This is a genomic window from Aequorivita todarodis (genome assembly GCF_028561335.1).
Classification (GTDB): domain Bacteria; phylum Bacteroidota; class Bacteroidia; order Flavobacteriales; family Flavobacteriaceae; genus Aequorivita; species Aequorivita todarodis.
Map to the genome: position 1 here is coordinate 41384 of NZ_JAQQTG010000045.1, position 16643 is coordinate 58026.

The 16643-nt window shown below is 42.2% G+C and carries 21 protein-coding genes; 14 read left to right on the forward strand and 7 right to left on the reverse strand.

What is annotated here, in order from left to right; all coding sequences use genetic code 11:
• Nucleotides 1-48: 48 nt before the first annotated feature.
• The 5 genes from POV26_RS12265 to POV26_RS12285 all read left to right on the forward strand — a co-directional run bounded on the left by POV26_RS12265 (nt 49) and on the right by POV26_RS12285 (nt 4122).
• On the forward strand, nt 49-900 hold the full coding sequence (locus tag POV26_RS12265) for a thymidylate synthase (protein ID WP_272856767.1): 852 nt from the start codon (nt 49-51) through the stop codon (nt 898-900).
• A 21-nt stretch (nt 901-921) separates the two neighbouring features.
• On the forward strand, nt 922-1356 hold the full coding sequence (locus POV26_RS12270) for an energy transducer TonB (RefSeq protein WP_272856768.1): 435 nt from the start codon (nt 922-924) through the stop codon (nt 1354-1356).
• A complete protein-coding gene (locus tag POV26_RS12275; RefSeq protein WP_272856769.1) occupies nt 1353-1859 on the forward strand; it encodes an energy transducer TonB in 507 nt (168 codons plus the stop codon). Before POV26_RS12270 ends, POV26_RS12275 begins: the two co-directional genes overlap by 4 nt.
• Before the next feature lie 114 nt (nt 1860-1973).
• Complete coding sequence (egtB, locus tag POV26_RS12280; protein ID WP_272856770.1) at nt 1974-3137, forward strand: ergothioneine biosynthesis protein EgtB; 1164 nt, start codon at nt 1974-1976, stop codon at nt 3135-3137.
• A gap of 16 nt (nt 3138-3153) precedes the next feature.
• Nucleotides 3154-4122, forward strand: a complete 969-nt coding sequence (locus tag POV26_RS12285; RefSeq protein WP_272856771.1) for an L-histidine N(alpha)-methyltransferase — start codon at nt 3154-3156, stop codon at nt 4120-4122.
• Nucleotides 4123-4181: 59 nt separating this feature from the next.
• Here the strand turns inward: POV26_RS12285 and POV26_RS12290 are convergent, their stop codons facing one another.
• Complete coding sequence (locus POV26_RS12290; RefSeq protein WP_272856772.1) at nt 4182-5270, reverse strand: aminotransferase class V-fold PLP-dependent enzyme; 1089 nt, start codon at nt 5268-5270, stop codon at nt 4182-4184.
• A 75-nt stretch (nt 5271-5345) separates the two neighbouring features.
• Here POV26_RS12290 and POV26_RS12295 point away from each other — a divergent pair, with 75 nt between their 5' ends.
• From POV26_RS12295 to fabD, 4 genes are all read left to right on the forward strand, one after another.
• Entirely contained in the window at nt 5346-5783 is a 438-nt protein-coding gene (locus POV26_RS12295) for a 2TM domain-containing protein (RefSeq protein WP_272856773.1), read from the forward strand.
• Complete coding sequence (locus POV26_RS12300; protein WP_272856774.1) at nt 5780-6265, forward strand: dihydrofolate reductase; 486 nt, start codon at nt 5780-5782, stop codon at nt 6263-6265. The genes POV26_RS12295 and POV26_RS12300 overlap by 4 nt, the downstream gene beginning before the upstream one ends.
• 61 nt (nt 6266-6326) lie before the next feature.
• Nucleotides 6327-7172 (forward strand): fructosamine kinase family protein, encoded by an 846-nt coding sequence (locus POV26_RS12305; protein ID WP_272856775.1) that lies wholly within the window; start codon nt 6327-6329, stop codon nt 7170-7172.
• Between the two features lie 37 nt (nt 7173-7209).
• Entirely contained in the window at nt 7210-8091 is an 882-nt protein-coding gene (gene fabD / locus POV26_RS12310; protein WP_272856776.1) for an ACP S-malonyltransferase, read from the forward strand.
• A gap of 102 nt (nt 8092-8193) precedes the next feature.
• On the opposite strand, the gene POV26_RS12315 is transcribed toward fabD, so the two are convergent.
• Together POV26_RS12315 and POV26_RS12320 are read right to left on the reverse strand one after the other, a co-directional pair.
• Nucleotides 8194-9522, reverse strand: a complete 1329-nt coding sequence (locus POV26_RS12315; RefSeq protein WP_272856777.1) for a D-serine ammonia-lyase — start codon at nt 9520-9522, stop codon at nt 8194-8196.
• 77 nt (nt 9523-9599) lie between these two features.
• Complete coding sequence (locus tag POV26_RS12320; RefSeq protein ID WP_272856778.1) at nt 9600-9944, reverse strand: cupin domain-containing protein; 345 nt, start codon at nt 9942-9944, stop codon at nt 9600-9602.
• 173 nt (nt 9945-10117) lie between these two features.
• On the opposite strand from POV26_RS12320, the gene POV26_RS12325 reads away from it, so the two are divergent.
• Nucleotides 10118-10594: a hemerythrin domain-containing protein gene (locus tag POV26_RS12325; protein ID WP_272856779.1), complete on the forward strand. Its 477-nt coding sequence runs from the start codon at nt 10118-10120 to the stop codon at nt 10592-10594.
• A gap of 86 nt (nt 10595-10680) precedes the next feature.
• Here POV26_RS12325 and POV26_RS12330 read toward each other — a convergent pair whose 3' ends face one another.
• The 3 genes from POV26_RS12330 to POV26_RS12340 form a co-directional block, all read right to left on the reverse strand.
• Nucleotides 10681-10872, reverse strand: coding sequence for a hypothetical protein (locus tag POV26_RS12330; RefSeq protein WP_045081214.1), 192 nt, complete (start codon nt 10870-10872; stop codon nt 10681-10683).
• Between the two features lie 103 nt (nt 10873-10975).
• Nucleotides 10976-11995: a UDP-glucose 4-epimerase GalE gene (gene galE / locus POV26_RS12335; protein ID WP_272856780.1), complete on the reverse strand. Its 1020-nt coding sequence runs from the start codon at nt 11993-11995 to the stop codon at nt 10976-10978.
• A gap of 32 nt (nt 11996-12027) precedes the next feature.
• The gene (locus POV26_RS12340; protein WP_272856781.1) at nt 12028-13188 is read right to left on the reverse strand and encodes a DegT/DnrJ/EryC1/StrS family aminotransferase; all 1161 of its coding nucleotides are present in this window, start codon (nt 13186-13188) and stop codon (nt 12028-12030) included.
• A gap of 189 nt (nt 13189-13377) precedes the next feature.
• Between POV26_RS12340 and POV26_RS12345 the strand changes: the two genes are divergently transcribed.
• The 3 genes from POV26_RS12345 (at nt 13378) to POV26_RS12355 (ending at nt 15248) form a co-directional block, all read left to right on the forward strand.
• Nucleotides 13378-14613, forward strand: coding sequence for a 3-deoxy-D-manno-octulosonic acid transferase (locus POV26_RS12345; RefSeq protein ID WP_272856782.1), 1236 nt, complete (start codon nt 13378-13380; stop codon nt 14611-14613).
• 148 nt (nt 14614-14761) lie between these two features.
• Nucleotides 14762-14977 (forward strand): hypothetical protein, encoded by a 216-nt coding sequence (locus POV26_RS12350; RefSeq protein WP_272856783.1) that lies wholly within the window; start codon nt 14762-14764, stop codon nt 14975-14977.
• 34 nt (nt 14978-15011) lie between these two features.
• Nucleotides 15012-15248: a hypothetical protein gene (locus tag POV26_RS12355; protein WP_272856784.1), complete on the forward strand. Its 237-nt coding sequence runs from the start codon at nt 15012-15014 to the stop codon at nt 15246-15248.
• 53 nt (nt 15249-15301) lie between these two features.
• On the opposite strand, the gene POV26_RS12360 is transcribed toward POV26_RS12355, so the two are convergent.
• Complete coding sequence (locus tag POV26_RS12360) at nt 15302-16069, reverse strand: LexA family transcriptional regulator (RefSeq protein WP_272856785.1); 768 nt, start codon at nt 16067-16069, stop codon at nt 15302-15304.
• Nucleotides 16070-16227: 158 nt separating this feature from the next.
• Between POV26_RS12360 and POV26_RS12365 the strand changes: the two genes are divergently transcribed.
• On the forward strand, nt 16228-16488 hold the full coding sequence (locus tag POV26_RS12365; protein WP_272856786.1) for a hypothetical protein: 261 nt from the start codon (nt 16228-16230) through the stop codon (nt 16486-16488).
• Nucleotides 16489-16643: the final 155 nt, after the last annotated feature.

A 16643-nucleotide genomic window follows, 5' to 3' on the forward strand; every position in this document is an offset into this window, starting at 1 on the left:
CTTAAGGCGATTTCTCTATTTTAGAAAACTTAAAAAAAGCGAAGGAAAATGAAGCAATACCACGACCTCCTAAAACACGTACTCGAAAACGGGACGGAAAAACAAGACCGCACGGGCACGGGCACCAAAAGTGTTTTTGGCTATCAAATGCGGTTTGATCTCAGCGAAGGTTTCCCCATGGTCACCACCAAAAAACTTCACCTGAAATCAATTGTTTATGAACTTTTATGGTTTTTGAATGGCGATACAAATGTGAAATACCTGCAGGAAAACGGCGTGCGCATTTGGAACGAATGGGCCGATGAAAATGGCGACCTTGGCCCCGTTTACGGCCACCAATGGCGAAATTGGAACAGTGAGGAAATCGATCAGATTTCAGAAATAATAAAAACCCTAAAAACCAATCCGGACAGCCGCCGTATGCTCGTTAGCGCCTGGAACCCCAGCGTTTTGCCAGACACCTCAAAACCTTTTGCCGAAAACGTGGCCAATGGCAAAGCGGCGCTTCCGCCCTGCCATGCCTTCTTCCAGTTTTATGTAAGCCCCCCAGCCCCCAAAGGGGGAGAAAATACGCGAAAATTATCTTGCCAACTGTATCAACGCAGTGCCGATATTTTCCTGGGCGTGCCTTTCAATATTGCTTCCTACGCCCTGTTGACGATGATGGTGGCGCAGGTGTGCGGCTACCAACCGGGCGATTTTGTCCACACCTTTGGCGACGCCCATATTTACAGCAACCATTTTGAGCAGGTGGAACTCCAGCTATCGCGCGAGCCCCGCCCGTTGCCAAAAATGTTGCTCAATCCAGAAGTAAAGGATATATTTGGCTTCACTTTTGATGACTTTACACTTGTGGACTACAATCCACATCCGCACATTAAAGGCGCTGTTGCCATTTAACCTAAATCTTAAATCCTCAAAATGAAAAACCTATTTATTGCAATTTGCATGCTATGCACCACAGCCATTTTTGCCCAAGAAGAATGGGGAAATGTAGTAGCCAACAAAGTAACCCTTAAAGAAATTCCACCCGTTTGGCCCGGGTGTGAAGCTGGAGATGTAGCACAGCGCGACAAATGTTTTGACGAAAAGCTAACAGCGCATATTATCAAAAACTTTAAATATCCTCCCAATGCATACAAAAACAACGAGCAAGGGAAAGTTATTGTTGAATTCATTATCAACGAACAAGGTTTGGTTGAAATAAAAAAAGTCAGTGGCGGAACCAAGGAATTACAGGAAGAGGCAAAGAGAAATATTATGTCAATCCCAAAAATGTCGAAACCCGGAATGTTAGCAGGCAAACCGCGGGCTATTAATTTCACGGTTCCGTTTAATTTTAAAACTGGAAAATGATATTTAAAAAATTCCTATTCCTATACTTTTTAAGCTGTGTTTCAATTTCTTTCGCCCAGAAAGTAACAGAGGTCTCAGAATCTGAAATGGGAAAAACAGACGTACCCTATGCCGTAATCGAAAATGTTCCTGTATATCCAGGCTGTGATGGCAATGGCAACCAGGAATTGAAACAGTGCATGTCCACCAAAATTTCCGAATTTGTGAGCCTGCATTTCAATATGAAGAAAATTGAGGCCTTAGATTTACCTCCCAGGATTTATAGAACTGCGGTTCAATTCAAAATAAATAAAGAAGGCAAGGTGGTTGACGTTCGCGCTCGTGCGGAACATCCCGAGATTGAAAATGAAGCCGTTCGCGTTGTGAGCAACCTTCCCCAAATGCAACCGGGAAAACAAAGAGGCGAAGCAGTGGGCGTGCTGTATTCGCTTCCTATAATTTTTAAAGTTGAACCTCCCAAAAAGGTCGATAAAAAAGGCAAAAAGCGCAAAAGAAAAAATTAGCCAAAACGAGTTTAACAACTGTTTAACGCCAGTTGGATAGTCTTCAACAATTTTAATATTTATATTTAAAGTGTCGTCAAAATCCCGATAATTATCGGGAACAACACTTTTTTTATGATTGCTACCGATACTTTGGTTTCGTTCTTTCTCGAAACCCGCCAACATACAGAAGCTATTTGCAAACCGCTGGAGATTGAGGACTACGTGGTCCAACCCATTGTGGACGTTTCCCCTCCCAAATGGCACCTGGGCCATACCTCATGGTTTTTCGAGGAGTTTATTCTGAAACCACATAAACCAAATTACAAGCTATTTCACGAAGATTTCGCCTTTGTTTTCAACAGTTATTATGAAAATGTGGGCAAACGCGTAATCAGAAATGATCGCGGCAACCTCTCGCGGCCCGGCGTGGCAAAGGTTTACGATTACAGGCATTATGTCACCAATGAAATGAAGGATTTTCTTTCAGGGGAAATTTCCGCAGAGATTGAGGAAATCCTTTTAATAGGAATCCATCACGAAAAGCAGCATCAGGAGCTCCTAATTACCGATATAAAATATATCCTCGGCAACAATCCGCTATTGCCGAAATACAACGATTCATTTTCAGAAAATCCGCACCAGAAATTTCAACGGGAGTGGATTGAAATGGACGAAGGTATTTATGAGATAGGCCATACAAATTCCGACGAATTCTGCTATGACAATGAATTGGGAAGGCACAAAGTGTATCTGCACGATTATAAAATTTCAAACAAACTCGTTACCAATGCCGAATATCTGGAATTTATAAATGCCGGAGGCTACAAAGATTTTAACCTGTGGCACGCCGAAGGTCTGGACTGGGTAAAACAAAACCAGATTGAAGCCCCAATGTTCTGGCACAATATTGACGGGGAATGGCACCAATATACTTTGCAGGGCCTTCAAAAAATTGATATTGACGCGCCGCTTTCGCACATTTCATATTTTGAGGCATTCGCCTTTGCCCAATGGAAAGAATGCCGCCTGCCCACAGAATTTGAATGGGAGGCCGCCCAACAAAGCTTTGAATGGGGAAGCCGTTGGGAATGGACCGAAAGCGCCTACCTACCGTATCCCGGTTACAAAAAAGCCCCCGGCGCCATCGGCGAATACAACGGGAAATTTATGGTTAACCAAAAAGTGTTGCGCGGCGGTTCCGTGGCAACACCCAATAAACACACGCGACCAACTTATAGAAATTTTTTCCAGACCAATCTGCGGTGGCAATTCACGGGATTAAGGTTGGCACAATAAAAACGACTACCCACCTATGGCAACTACCGCAACACTATTGGACACTCCTTTTAAAAAAGAAGTTTTTGAAGGTCTGAGTGCATTTCCCAAATATCTATCGTCCAAATATTTTTATGATAAAAAAGGCGACAGGCTTTTTCAGGACATCATGGCCATGCCCGAATATTACCTTACCGGTTGTGAATTTCAGATACTTTCTACCTATACGGAAGCGATTGGGGAACTTTTCCGCGACCGCGAAAATGGCTTGGATTTGATTGAACTGGGTCCGGGCGACGGAAAAAAAACCAAGGTTTTGCTGAAGTATATGGCGGAAAACAACTTCAATTTCGTGTACAAACCCATCGACATCAGTGAAAATGCGGTGGAAATGCTTTCGGAAAATCTCGCGAACGAAATGCCCGCCCTAACCGTGGATGCCGAAGTGGGCGAATATTTTGAAGTCCTCGAAAGGCTAAAAGGTTTCAACAAACGCAAAAAGGTAATTATGGTATTGGGAAGCAATATCGGCAACCTAAAACACCCAAAGGCAATCGAATTTCTCACAAAATTGAAAGACGCCATGTTGCCCGATGACTTGCTTTTTATGGGTTTCGACCAAAAGAAGAACCCGCAGACCATCCTCGATGCCTATAACGATAAGGCCGGAATTACAGCGGCTTTCAACAAGAATGTTTTAATCCGAATAAATCGTGAATTGGGCGGAAACTTTCAAGTTGAAAAATTCAAGCACTGGGAAATGTACAATCCCGAGACGGGCACGGCCAAAAGTTTTTTGGTGGCAACCGAAGCGATGCAGGTAAGCATCGAAAAGTTGGGGTTAACGGTAAATTTTGAACAATGGGAAACCGTTCACACGGAAATTTCGCAGAAATACGACGATAAGATAGTGCAATGGCTCGCGGAACAATCGGGACTCGAAATTGAAACCTCCTTTACGGACGAAAAGGGGTATTATAAAAATTATGCCTTTCGGAAGGTTTGATGGCTGCTGGGTGCGGGGTGCGGGACGACAGAAATTTTCCTCTCTACATTTTCAATTCATCAACTTAAAATTTCAACAAGTTTTTCCAATTCATCTTCGGTATTGTAATAGTGAAAACTCACGCGAATCCCGCTACCCCGAAGCGAACTGATAACATTATTATGCTGCAATTTCTGAAAAAGCGCTTTATCGCCTTTCAAATTATAAATGGAAGCATGCTTTTCGCGGAGCAGCGTATCATTTCCCAATAAATCCATTTCGGCGAAACGTTCCTTCGCTTTTGCTGAAAGGGAAGCAATTTTTTGGTATAAATCCTCCCTTCCCAAGTTTTCCTGAAACAACAGCGCCTGCTCCAAACTGCCGTAATTCAAGGTGTCTTGGTGGCCCGGTTCAAAATGCTTCATAAAAGCCGTTTCCGTTGCCAAACTTTCAAACCGTTCAGCGGAATTGAACCCGATGGTCTTTGGAAAAATCCTTTCACGCGCCGCTTCCTTCACCATAAAAAGACCGTTGCCATAGCCCGCCGTTAGCCATTTATAGGCACTCGCCCCCAAAACATCAATCGCGCTTTCGGCAAAACTGAAATTCTCCGTACCCAAATATTGCGTGCCATCAGCAATTAAAAGTAGGTTGGGATGATAGCTTTTTAACTGTTTCAAAAATTCAAAATCTATTTTTATGCCATTGAGCCACTGCACGATGCTGAACATAAAAATATCGGGGCGGTGTCTCGCCACGGCTTCTTCTATATTCCGTTCCAAATTCTCATCAATTTTAGCATAGCAAACATCAAAATCGCGGGTCTCCACGGGCCAGTTTACCGAGGGGTAATCGTTCTTTAAAAGTAGAATTTTCTGGCCTTCGGGAAGTCCGTCCAAGACTGTATTTATACCAAAGGAAAAATTGGGGACCAAAGCCGTTTCCTCGGCCGAAGCATCAAAAAACCCGGCCACCGTTTTTCTAATCTGTTCAATATGGGTTTTATGCTTATCGCGAAAAACACTGGCATGGTGCATCAAATCGAGGTCATGCTGGCGGCGCCATTCAATAACAGGCTTGGGAATCACGCCATTGGAGGCGGTGTTTAAATAGATACTGGATGTTAGGGCGGGAAAGTGTTTTCTTAAATCTTCCATAAGTAATGGCAAAACGATGAATTTTCGGTATTTTTACAAGACTGATTTTAGCAGCGCTTGTTGCATTTACAACGAAAGTAACCAACTATGTTTTCAAAAACTAAAAAATCCGAAAGAATTGATGCCGAACAACGCGAGCAGTACGAGTACGCCCGCCGCCGCATCAAACAGAAAAAAAACCTAATGCGCCATTTCATATTGTTTTTGGTGGGCTCGGTGCTGTTAATAATCATCAATCCTTTGCTGGGCTATGGGAATGATTTCTTTATAAAGGATTGGTTTATTTGGGCCATTTTAATTTGGACGTTTATCTTTCTCGTACACCTTTTCAACGTTTTTGTGATGAACAAATTCATGGACAAGGAATGGGAAGACCGACAACTCGAAAAACTGAAGGCCCGCCAAGCCGAACGCATGGCCGAACTGCAGAAAAAAGTGGACGCGGAACTGCAACTGCCCACGACCCCGCCGGACACTTCAAAAAAAAACGAACTGAACAACCCGCTACCCCCAGACGTACAATGATTACCATGATTGCCGCCGCTGGCGAGAACAACGAATTGGGAAAGGACAACGACCTGCTTTGGCATTTGCCGGATGATTTTAAACGCTTTAAAAAACTGACCACCGGCCATTATATCATTATGGGGCGGAAGACTTTTGAGTCGTTTCCGAAACCGCTTCCCAACAGGACCCATCTGGTCATCACCCGAAACAAGGACTATAAAAAAGAAGGCGCCGTGGTAGTCCACGATTTGGAGGAGGCCCTGAAAATTTCAAAAGAAGATGCGCAACCGTATATAATTGGCGGTGGCGAAATTTATAAATTGGGACTTCCCTTTGCCGATAAAATTGAACTTACCCGCGTACACGGCACCTTTGCCGATGCCGATACTTATTTTCCCGAATTTTCAGAGGAGAAATGGAAGCTTATTTCCAAAGAAGAACACCCCAAGGACGAAAGGCATAACTATTCCTTTACGTATGAAACTTGGGTGCGAAAATAATGAACTCCAAACCCTAAAGTTTTAAAAAACCTTTGGGGTTTTGCTTCCAAAAAAAGCTCTTTTGAAAACTATCTTAAAACATATTGCTTCCCAAAATAACTTCAACTGTCACGATAGCAAACCCCTTTCAGGCGGCGACATCAACGAAGTATTTCTGCTAAATTGTTCCGAAGGAAATTTTGTCGTCAAGATTAACAGTGCCTCGCAATTTCCCACGATGTTTGATACCGAAGCAAAGGGATTGCAATTGCTGAAAGAGAACAGTAATTTTAAAATTCCAATGGTGATTGCCAAAGGAACCTATCAAGACACGGCCTATTTGATATTGGAATACATTTCCTCGGGCAAACCATCAAAAAACTTTTCGGAAAAATTTGCCGAGGCGCTTGCGAGCCTGCACAAAACAACTGCCGAGGATTTTGGATTGGACCACCACAATTATATTGGCAGTCTTCCGCAGCAAAACGGTTTTTGTGCTTCGGCTTCGGAATTTTATATTTCACAACGTTTGGAGCCACAGTTCAAAATGGCGGCGGATAACGGTTTTAGCTTTAAAAATTTAGAGGGATTTTTTAAGAATATTTCCGAAGCAATCCCGAAGGAGCCCCCGGCTTTAGTCCACGGCGATCTTTGGAACGGCAACCATATGGTTTCCGAAACTGGCGAACCGGTTTTGATAGATCCAGCCGTAGCCTTTGCGCTGCGCGAAATGGATATTGCCATGATGAAATTGTTTGGCGGGTTTTCAGAAGAAATTTTTTCAAACTACAATACTATTTTTGCTTTAGGCGAAGGCTGGAAAGAGAGGCTTCCCCTTTGGCAATTATACTATTTGCTGGTACACCTCAACCTTTTCGGAAGTGGTTATTTGTCGCAGGTCAATTCAGCAATAAAAAAATATTCATAGAATTAATCCTATTTTTGTATTTCTAAACCAATCGACAATGAAAGCATATATATTTCCCGGACAGGGTGCCCAATTTACGGGAATGGGCAAAGATTTATACGATAATTCTTCAAAAGCAAAAGCACTTTTTGAGCAAGCCAATGAAATTTTGGGCTTCAACATTACCAAAATAATGTTTGAGGGTACCGCCGACGAACTGAAGGAAACCAAAGTAACGCAGCCAGCAATATTTCTCCACTCTACCATTTTGGCGGAAGTAATGGGCAGCAAGTTCCAGCCAGATATGGTTGCCGGACATTCCTTGGGTGAAATTTCGGCCTTGGTGGCCAACAGAACGCTTGCCTTTAGCGATGGCCTGCAATTGGTTTACAAACGCGCCCTGGCAATGCAAAAGGCTTGTGAGCAAACGCCTTCAACCATGGCAGCAGTTTTGGGACTGGACGATCATTTGGTTGAGGAAATATGCGCAAACACGCCGGGCATTGTGGTTGCCGCAAATTATAACTGTCCCGGCCAATTGGTAATCTCAGGTGATGTGGATGCCGTGGGAAAAGCCTGTGAAAGTTTAAAGGAAGCCGGCGCACGCAGAGCTTTGATTTTGCCCGTTGGCGGCGCTTTCCACAGTCCGTTGATGGAACCTGCTCGGGAAGAACTGGCGGCCGCCATTGAAGCTACCCAATTCACCGCACCTGCTTGCCCAATTTATCAGAATGTTTCAACTTTTGCGGTTACGGATCCTTCCCAAATAAAAGAAAACCTAATCTTCCAACTTACCGCTCCGGTGAAGTGGACGCAGAGTGTTCAAAATATGATAAAGGATGGCGCAACGAAATTTATAGAAGTTGGGCCCGGAAATGTTTTACAGGGATTGGTTAAAAAAATTGATGGTTCTGTAGAGACCGAAAAAGCGGAGGTGTGAATTCGTTGATTCGTTGATTCGTTGATTCGTTGATTCGAAAAATAAAAAGTTCTGGATAAAATTAATTATTCAGAACTTTTTTATTTAAAAAACTGTTTCATCTCAATTGATCAAATTATCCGTTCCCCTATCGTAGAACAACTTCCGCTCCTCCTTGGGAACTAAATCTCCTCCGGTAGCCCAAACAATATGGGTCGCGTTTTCCATATTTATTTTGTGTTTTGCTGCGTAATCGGTTTGTGCAACCATCTGTGGGCCGATCAAGCCAGCGGTTGCCGAAGGTTCCAGGAAAATTTTTTCGCTGTCCATCAGTTGTGCCAATAAGGTAAAAAGACGGTTGTCTTCAATGGTATAAATTCCACTTACAATATGGTTGCTGATGTTTGTGGCAAAATTGGACGGGCGTCCAACCGCCAACCCATCGGCTTCGGTCTTATTGTCTATCCCGATATCGTGGACGCTTATATTGCTCATTTCACCCGTAACCAAACCTGTTAAAACCGCGGGGGAATGTGTTGGTTCCACATAAAAACAATGCACATGGTCCCCATAAATTTGTTTCAGGCCAAAAGCCGTTCCGCCCGGGGAGCCGCCAACGCCGCAAGGAGAATATACAAATAAGGGATTATCGGCATCAACCCGGATATTGGCTTCCTCCAATTGTTTTGCCAACCTGAGCGCCCCCACAGTATATCCAAGAAATAATTCGTTTGAATTTTCGTCATCAACAAAATATGCCATTGGGTCGGCGTTTGTTTTTTGTCTTCCCGCAAGAATGGCCTCGCTGAAATCGCCAGTAAACTCAACTACTTTCACGCCCTTGGAACGCAACAAATCCTTTTTCCATGTTTTGGCATCAGCAGACACATAAACGATGGCCTGAAAGCCAAGTTGGGCACTAATAATGCCAATGCTCAACCCGAGATTTCCGGTAGAACCGACCCCGATTTTATATTTACTGAAAAATTGTTTGAATTTATCTGAAGTGAAAATGCCATAGTCATCTCCCCTACTTAGAATTCCTGCGTTTATTGCCAATTCCTCGGCATAATGAAGTACTTCAAAAAAGCCGCCTCGCGCTTTTATGGAACCTGCGATGGGAAGGGCATTGTCGCATTTTAAAAATAGACGCCCCTGTATTTTTGTGCTTTCTTGATTTAAAAGTTCCTTCATATTGTGAATTTCCTTCAACGGAGATTCAAGAAAACCGTTAGTCTCGGCAGTTTCGGGAAAAGCTTTTACAAAAAATGGCGCAAATCGTTCCCATAATTGGGCGGCGGCTTCCATATCTCCCTTTTTAATTGAAAAAGTGGGCATTTCCACTTTCAATTTTTTGTTGGGATTAAGCCAGACCACAGGTTTTAAATCCATAATCTCCTTTAAAATCGGCGACTCTTTTATTAATGAATCTATTTTATTTTTTGGATACATCCTATTATAGTTTACAAATGAAAACGCATATTACAAAATGTAACAATTAATTAAATCCCAACATATTTTTTTGCAGATTAGGAATTGCATGCAACATCTTCCACCCGTTTTGTGGAATCCGCCTTATTGAGGCTCAATCGTACCGTACTGGTCTCCAATGCCTTTAAATCGTGGGGCACACCGCCTTCAAGCGCGACCAAATCTCCTTTTTTCAAATGGCAAATAGTTCCGTTTACGCCAAAATCGATTGCGCCTTCAAAAATTTCCACTACAATGGGAAATGGCGTTTTGTGCTCTTTCATAACTTGGCCTTTTTGAAATGCGATCCTAATTTCCTTGCTACTTTCGGTTTCCATCAACACTTGAATGGTAGGTCTGGATTCGTGATATTGAACGTCATTGCTCAGCGATGCTATTTTCATTTTTTTATATTTAGATTTTTCTTATTTAGAATGATTCAAAATTACTTAATTTTTTTGTCATAACCTTAATTCCCGTTGGATGTTTTTCTATACATAAGGCCATAATTTTAAATTTTGCAATTGCTACAACTTTTATTTGTTAAGTTTGAAAAGAAATCTCGATAAAAAAGATAGTGAAGAAAAAGAACCACAAAGCAAATCTGAAATTGACTCCGCTTATCGAGGAGCATGACGAGGTCGTTCTCTTCTGCGAGCGCATCAGGGAAGGGTTGCGCCACCAAGTGGACGACCAACGGATAAAGGCTTATGTGGATTGGTTCAAAACGACATATTTAAACCCCCATTTCGAAATGGAGCAAACCCTTGTATTTCCTATTTTGGGGGATCAAAATGTCCGCGTGAGAAGGGCAATGGCCAACCACAGGAGGTTGGAGCGGTTATTCGCAAAGGATACTGACATCCATAAAACGCTGCATAAAATTGAGGAGGAACTCACCAGCTATATTGGGTTTGAGGAGCGGATCCTCTATAATGAAATCCGTGGCCTTGCCAGCCCCGGGCAATGGCAGGAGATTGAAAACGGCCATCACCAACTGCCGTTTAACGACGCCGAATGGAAGGATAGGTTTTGGGAGGATTTGGACCCATAAAAAACACCGAATGAAACTAATCATCCGGTATTTTAATTTTTCTTTATTAGTCCAATCTTTAATATTGAACCTTGAATTTTGAATATCTAAGCGCTAATCCTGCAGTCTTCGCAGTCCTTTACCTCGCCATAATAGGTTTCGCGGTATTTGTGAAGGGTTTTAAATGGCACTTTCAAAAAGGTTTTTTTAATGTAGATCACACTGGTGGTGAACATTCCCATCTTTTCTGTAAATCGTTTTTCTGTTTTTGTTTGTCGTTTCACTGAAACTAACTTCATAACTTTTGTTTATCGGTTTTGGGCAAAGAAACAAAGGCTTGTGGCCAATTCCAAAGAAATAGCGTTAAAGCTGGGTTAAACCGACCGGTGGATCAAACCGGTTTTAGAGACCGCGTATTTTTTTTTCCCACTTCCAAGCAGATTCCAAAGCATCCTCCATGGTTTTTTCGGCTTTCCAGCCCAATTCCTTATTTGCTTTTTGGGTATCGGCATACACGGCGATTACGTCTCCGGGGCGGCGATCCACAATTTTATAGTTCAGTTTTATACCAGTTGTGTTTTCAAAGGAATTTACCACCTCCAAAACAGAACTTCCTCTGCCCGTTCCCAGATTGAAAACTTCATAATTTGACTGATTCTTCTTTGAAAGCAATCGCTGCAATGCGATAACGTGCGCCTTTGCCAAATCTACCACGTGTATGTAATCGCGGATGCAACTGCCGTCTTCGGTAGGGTAGTCATCACCAAATACGGAAAGTTGCTCCCGAACTCCCGCAGCCGTTTGCGTAATGAAGGGAACAAGATTTTGGGGTACTCCCGCGGGAAGCTCGCCTATCTCTGCCGTTTCATGAGCTCCAATAGGGTTGAAATATCGCAGTGCAATTGATTTTAAGGCTGAAATGGAACACGTATCCTTCAATATTTCCTCACTAATTTGTTTGGTATTTCCGTAAGGCGAAGTCGCTGTTTTTACGGGTGCGTCTTCTGTAATGGGAAGCGAGTCGGGCTCGCCGTAAACCGTACAGGACGAACTGAAGATGAAGTTTTCAATACCGCGGGCATTGCATTCCTGCAACAGGTAAATTAAGGTGTTGAGGTTGTTTTCATAATAGAGCAACGGATTTTCCACACTTTCGCCCACTGCCTTACTGGCCGCGAAATGTATTATTCCCTCAATGTCCTGATTCCGTTTAAAAAAATCCGCAACATCCGCTTTTAGGCGCAAGTCGAGCCTTTCAAAGGCCGGAGGGGTTTTGGTTATGTTGGTAATGCCCTCCAAAACATCCAAGGAAGCGTTGGAAAGGTTATCAATTATTATAACCTGATAACCTGAATTCTGAAGTTCTACAACGGTATGGGACCCTATATAGCCCAAGCCGCCTGTTACGAGTATTTTTTTCATTATCATGCCCGCGCAGGCGGGTATCTCTTTAATTAGTATTTCTGAATAAAATCAATAACGGTTTTGGTAATATAATCTATCTGCTCATCATCAAGCTCGGTGTGCATGGGCAGTGAAATCACCTCTTTCACCAACTGATTGGTAACCGCAAAATCTTCTTCCTTATAGCGCTCATCTTTATACGCCTTTTGAAGGTGCAGGGGAATTGGATAATATACGCCGCAAGGAATTCCCTTTTCGTTTAAGTGGTTTACCAAAGCATCCCGATCTGCATTTAAAATTTTTAAGGTGTACTGGTGAAAAACGTGGCAGTCGCAAACATCGCAAATGGTTTGGGTGTTGTCGCAAAAGCCGGTGGGCGTGACTATATTTGTTATTCCGGCGAAAGCTTCACTATACTTTCTGGCTGCATTTCGGCGCGCCGCATTGTATTCGTCCAAATGGGGCAATTTTGCCCGAAGCACCGCCGCTTGAATGGAATCCAGCCTGCTGTTTACCCCCACCACGTCGTGATGGTAGCGAACGTACATACCGTGGTTTACAATCCCGCGAATGATGTGCGCCAGATCATCGTCATTGGTAAATATGGCGCCTCCGTCTCCGTAGCAGCCTAAATTTTTCGAAGGAAAAAAGGAGGTTGAGGCCACGTGGCCAATGGTGCCCGTCTTTTGTTTTGTGCCGTCCGGCCAGGTATAATCAGCACCAATTCCTTGGGCATTATCCTCAATTACATATAGGTCGTGTTCTTTGGCAATGGCCATAATTTCGTCCATATTCGCCGCAAGGCCAAAAAGATGCACGGGGACAATCGCTCTGGTTTTTGGGGTAATCGCCTTTTTTATGGCTTCTACATCTATGTTGAAATTGATAGGATCCACATCTACCAACACAGGCGTTAACTGCAAAAGCGCAATGACCTCCACGGTGGCGGCAAAAGTGAAATCGGCCGTTATTACCTCGTCGCCCGGTTTTAGGCCAAGCCCCATCATTGCAATCTGGAGGGCATCGGTGCCGTTTGCACAGGGAATTACGTGTTTTGCTCCCAAATATTCCTCAAGTTCCTTTTGAAATTCGTGGACCTCGGGGCCGTTCACAAAAGCGGTGGTTTCAATTACGTTCATAATGGAACTGTCCACGCGCTCCTTTATCTTTTCATATTGCCCTTTCAGGTCGACCATTTGTATTTTCTTCATAACATGCCCGCGCAGGCGGGTATCTTTTAAATTGAACTTTTAATTTCTCGAATGCGGTAAAATTACGAAAATGATATTTGATATGTAGGGATTCGTCAATTTGGAATTTGGTCCCGATAGTTATCGGGATTGGAATTTGGAATTTCATATTTAGGATTTGGTACTTGAAATTTGGTATTTTTACCACCTATGCACACAATCTATAATTTATCGATTCATTTGGTCTCCTTCGGTTTGCGGATTGTGGCGCTATTCAACAAGAAAATGAAACTTTTTGTGAACGGCAGAAAGGATGTTTTTGAAATGCTTCAGCAAAAAATTTCTTCAGAAGATAAAACCATTTGGTTCCATTGTGCCTCGTTGGGGGAATTTGAACAGGGCGTTCCCATTATGGAAGCCATTAAAAAACAAAGGCCGGACCATAAAATAGTGGTCAGTTTTTTTTCGCCATCGGGTTTTGAGGTGAAAAAAAATACGCCTTTGGCAGATGCCGTGGTTTATTTGCCAATGGATACGCGGGAAAACGCGAAAAAGTTTGTTGCGGCAGTACGTCCCACAATGGCGCTTTTCGTGAAATATGAATTTTGGCCCAACTATCTTTTCGAACTTCAAAAGAAGAAGGTGCCGACCTATTTGGTTTCCGGTATTTTTAGGAAGGATCAGATCTTTTTTAAGAGCTACGGCGGGTTTATGCGAAAGGCGCTACAGAGTTTTGACCACTTTTTTCTCCAAGATGAAAATTCTGAAGAACTTCTGAAAAACATCGGCTTCAGCAATGTAACTGTGAGCGGTGATACACGTTTTGACCGGGTCTCGCATCAAATTGAAATGGACAACACCCTGAAATTTGCCGAGGATTTTAAAGGAAATTCACTCTGTATTGTCTGCGGAAGTACGTGGCCGGAAGATGAAGCCGTACTTTTAGACTATATCAATGCTGCACCCGAAAATGTAAAATTCATCATTGCTCCCCATAAAATTGAAGTCGATAAAATATCCGACTTTACCCATAAAATCGTCAAAAAAACAGTGCTCCATTCCAATAAGGACGAAGTGAATATTTCAGATTATGACGTTTTGATCATCGACTGCATCGGGTTGCTGAGCAAACTGTACAGTTATGCGGACATTGCCTATGTGGGCGGGGCGATGGGCAGCACCGGACTCCACAATATCTTGGAACCCGCTACATTTGGCGTTCCCATCGTGATTGGAAAAAATTATGGTGAATTTCCCGAGGCCATCCGTCTGCGGGACTTGGCAGGTTTGTTCACGGTAAAAAATTCTTTGGAATGCAATGAAATTCTAAGCAAATTAGTAAACAATATCAATTTCAGAAATAAAACCGGAATGATTGCGGGTCACTTCGTAAATAAAAACACTGGGGCCACGCAAAAAATAGTCAATTACCTCTCCACTATTTGAAATTATTTTTTTTACTTCCTAAAAAAAGAGGGATTTTTACAAAAAAACAACGCAGAATTAATGTTTTCTTTACATTTTTTAGGATATAATTATTAATTCTTCATTTTTTAAAACTTAGATTTGTTCAAACCCCTAAAACAATCTAATTATGAAAAAGATATTTATACTGATTTCCATTGCTTCCTTAGCATTGGGTTCGTGCCGTGAAAAAAAGACGGAAACCAAAGAAGTGATCCGCGAAGTGAAAGTTGAAGCTCCCGAAACTGATGAAAAAGAAGGTATCTTGGAACGTGCAGCCAAAGAAGTGGATAAGGAAGTAAACGAGGAAATCGATAAAAAAATTGACGAAATCGGGAATGACTAATAATTAATAAACACTAACGCAAAACTTAAAAACTATGAAAAAGTTAACAATGATAGCCCTATTTGCAGGGTTCTTAGCAGTTTCCCTTTCTTCTTGCAGAGATCAAAAAACCCAAAAAGAAGAGGTTATTGAAGAAATGCAGGACAAAGGCGCCGATATTAAGATAAAAGACGACGGCGACAAAATAAAAATGGAAACCGAAGACGAAAAGGCCAAAATAAAAACTGACGATGACGGGAACGTTAAAATAAAAGTAAAAGATAAAGAGTAAACTCTTGGTCTTTTAAAAACAAAGAGGGATGTTTCGGAAGAAGCATCTCTCTTTTATTTCAGACTGCTTATTTGTCCCTTCAATTCGTCCATAGATTGCTGCAGTTGACGCAGCAAATTACTTTCAGAAGGCTCGTCCACCCCAAAACTCAGTTTGCTGTTTACCATCCAAAGCTCTTGGATATCCTTCACTTTTACATCAATAGGCAAATATTCATCATTAAGGGAAATAAGCCTAATGGTTTGTGGATTGTTCGGAACTTTTTGAAGTTTTTTCACCAAAACCGAATCTCTTAAAACTACAATATAAATCTTGCTGTCAGTGGCTTCGTTAATACTCGGCACGGCACGGCCCAAAACCCACTCATTTGGTTTAATATTCGGCAGCATACTATCACCTTCAACTTGAAAACCTCGATAGGAGGCGTTTCTGTATTCAGGTAAAGGGATATTGAATGCAGGCAAGCTTTGATACCATCCCAAATCGTGTATATTGTTTGGATAGCCTGCAGCCGCTTTTTGGTTTACCAATAAAATACTGTCATTGCCCGAAGTATCCAAGGTTATGACTTTTGGACTTACATCGCCGCGGGAAGTATCTATATGTTTTTCAAAACTTTTACCATAAAGCCACAAAGGATTAATATTGAATTGTGCCATAAGCTCCATCACAATTTTCCCTGAGATTTTGGTCTTACCCCTTTCAATATCAGCAGTTGTGGCTCCAATATCCAGCAGCGCCGCAAACGATTGTTGGGTGTGGTGCAGCTCTTCGCGGAGCGTTTTAAACCGTGTAGCCTCTATAGAGATCGTATTTTTCATGCTTTAAATTTAAGCTTTTTTGGAAATATTCCAAAAAAATCATGGATAATTTCCTGAAAAAAATATTTGCAATTTCATTAAAAAAAAATCTTATAAATGATACACAATCAAAATTTTAATTACTTTTGCACACTATTAATCACTAATCTATTTCTACAATGAAAAAAATCTTTTTATCACTTGCCGCTCTTGCATTGGTTGCTTCTGTTTACTCTTGCAGAGAGACTACTAAAGAAAACGCTGAGGAAACTGCTGAGTCAGTTCAGACTGACGCTGAAAACGCAATGGACAATGCTGCAGAAGCTGTTGATAACGCTGCCGATGCAACTGAGGACGCTATTGAAGATGCAGGCGAAGCTGTTGAGAACGCTGCCGAAGACACTAAAGAAGCTGTAAAAGACGCTACTGACGGTCAATAAGCAAATTCTTTTGCTAAAAAAAAACAGAAAGAAGCCGTCTCAATAATCTAATTGGGACGGTTTTTTATTTTTTGGTTGATGGCGATGATTTTTTGGTAATTTTAAATTTAGACGCAAAGTTGGCCTTTCTTAGGCACTTTTCTTTCTTAAATTGT

What these genes read in the sequence shown, in the direction of transcription:
- galE (WP_272856780.1), bottom strand. Translation starts at nt 11,995, where the DNA reads ATGAAAAAAATACTCGTAACAGGCGGCTTGGGCTATATAGGGTCCCAT.
- POV26_RS12275 (WP_272856769.1), top strand. Translation starts at nt 1,353, where the DNA reads ATGATATTTAAAAAATTCCTATTCCTATACTTTTTAAGCTGTGTTTCA.
- POV26_RS12350 (WP_272856783.1), top strand. Translation starts at nt 14,762, where the DNA reads ATGAAAAAGATATTTATACTGATTTCCATTGCTTCCTTAGCATTGGGT.
- egtB (WP_272856770.1), top strand. Translation starts at nt 1,974, where the DNA reads ATGATTGCTACCGATACTTTGGTTTCGTTCTTTCTCGAAACCCGCCAA.
- fabD (WP_272856776.1), top strand. Translation starts at nt 7,210, where the DNA reads ATGAAAGCATATATATTTCCCGGACAGGGTGCCCAATTTACGGGAATG.
- POV26_RS12365 (WP_272856786.1), top strand. Translation starts at nt 16,228, where the DNA reads ATGAAAAAAATCTTTTTATCACTTGCCGCTCTTGCATTGGTTGCTTCT.
- POV26_RS12340 (WP_272856781.1), bottom strand. Translation starts at nt 13,188, where the DNA reads ATGAAGAAAATACAAATGGTCGACCTGAAAGGGCAATATGAAAAGATA.
- POV26_RS12320 (WP_272856778.1), bottom strand. Translation starts at nt 9,944, where the DNA reads ATGAAAATAGCATCGCTGAGCAATGACGTTCAATATCACGAATCCAGA.
- POV26_RS12330 (WP_045081214.1), bottom strand. Translation starts at nt 10,872, where the DNA reads ATGAAGTTAGTTTCAGTGAAACGACAAACAAAAACAGAAAAACGATTT.
- POV26_RS12285 (WP_272856771.1), top strand. Translation starts at nt 3,154, where the DNA reads ATGGCAACTACCGCAACACTATTGGACACTCCTTTTAAAAAAGAAGTT.
- POV26_RS12345 (WP_272856782.1), top strand. Translation starts at nt 13,378, where the DNA reads ATGCACACAATCTATAATTTATCGATTCATTTGGTCTCCTTCGGTTTG.
- POV26_RS12295 (WP_272856773.1), top strand. Translation starts at nt 5,346, where the DNA reads ATGTTTTCAAAAACTAAAAAATCCGAAAGAATTGATGCCGAACAACGC.
- POV26_RS12270 (WP_272856768.1), top strand. Translation starts at nt 922, where the DNA reads ATGAAAAACCTATTTATTGCAATTTGCATGCTATGCACCACAGCCATT.
- POV26_RS12300 (WP_272856774.1), top strand. Translation starts at nt 5,780, where the DNA reads ATGATTACCATGATTGCCGCCGCTGGCGAGAACAACGAATTGGGAAAG.
- POV26_RS12315 (WP_272856777.1), bottom strand. Translation starts at nt 9,522, where the DNA reads ATGTATCCAAAAAATAAAATAGATTCATTAATAAAAGAGTCGCCGATT.
- POV26_RS12360 (WP_272856785.1), bottom strand. Translation starts at nt 16,069, where the DNA reads ATGAAAAATACGATCTCTATAGAGGCTACACGGTTTAAAACGCTCCGC.
- POV26_RS12355 (WP_272856784.1), top strand. Translation starts at nt 15,012, where the DNA reads ATGAAAAAGTTAACAATGATAGCCCTATTTGCAGGGTTCTTAGCAGTT.
- POV26_RS12265 (WP_272856767.1), top strand. Translation starts at nt 49, where the DNA reads ATGAAGCAATACCACGACCTCCTAAAACACGTACTCGAAAACGGGACG.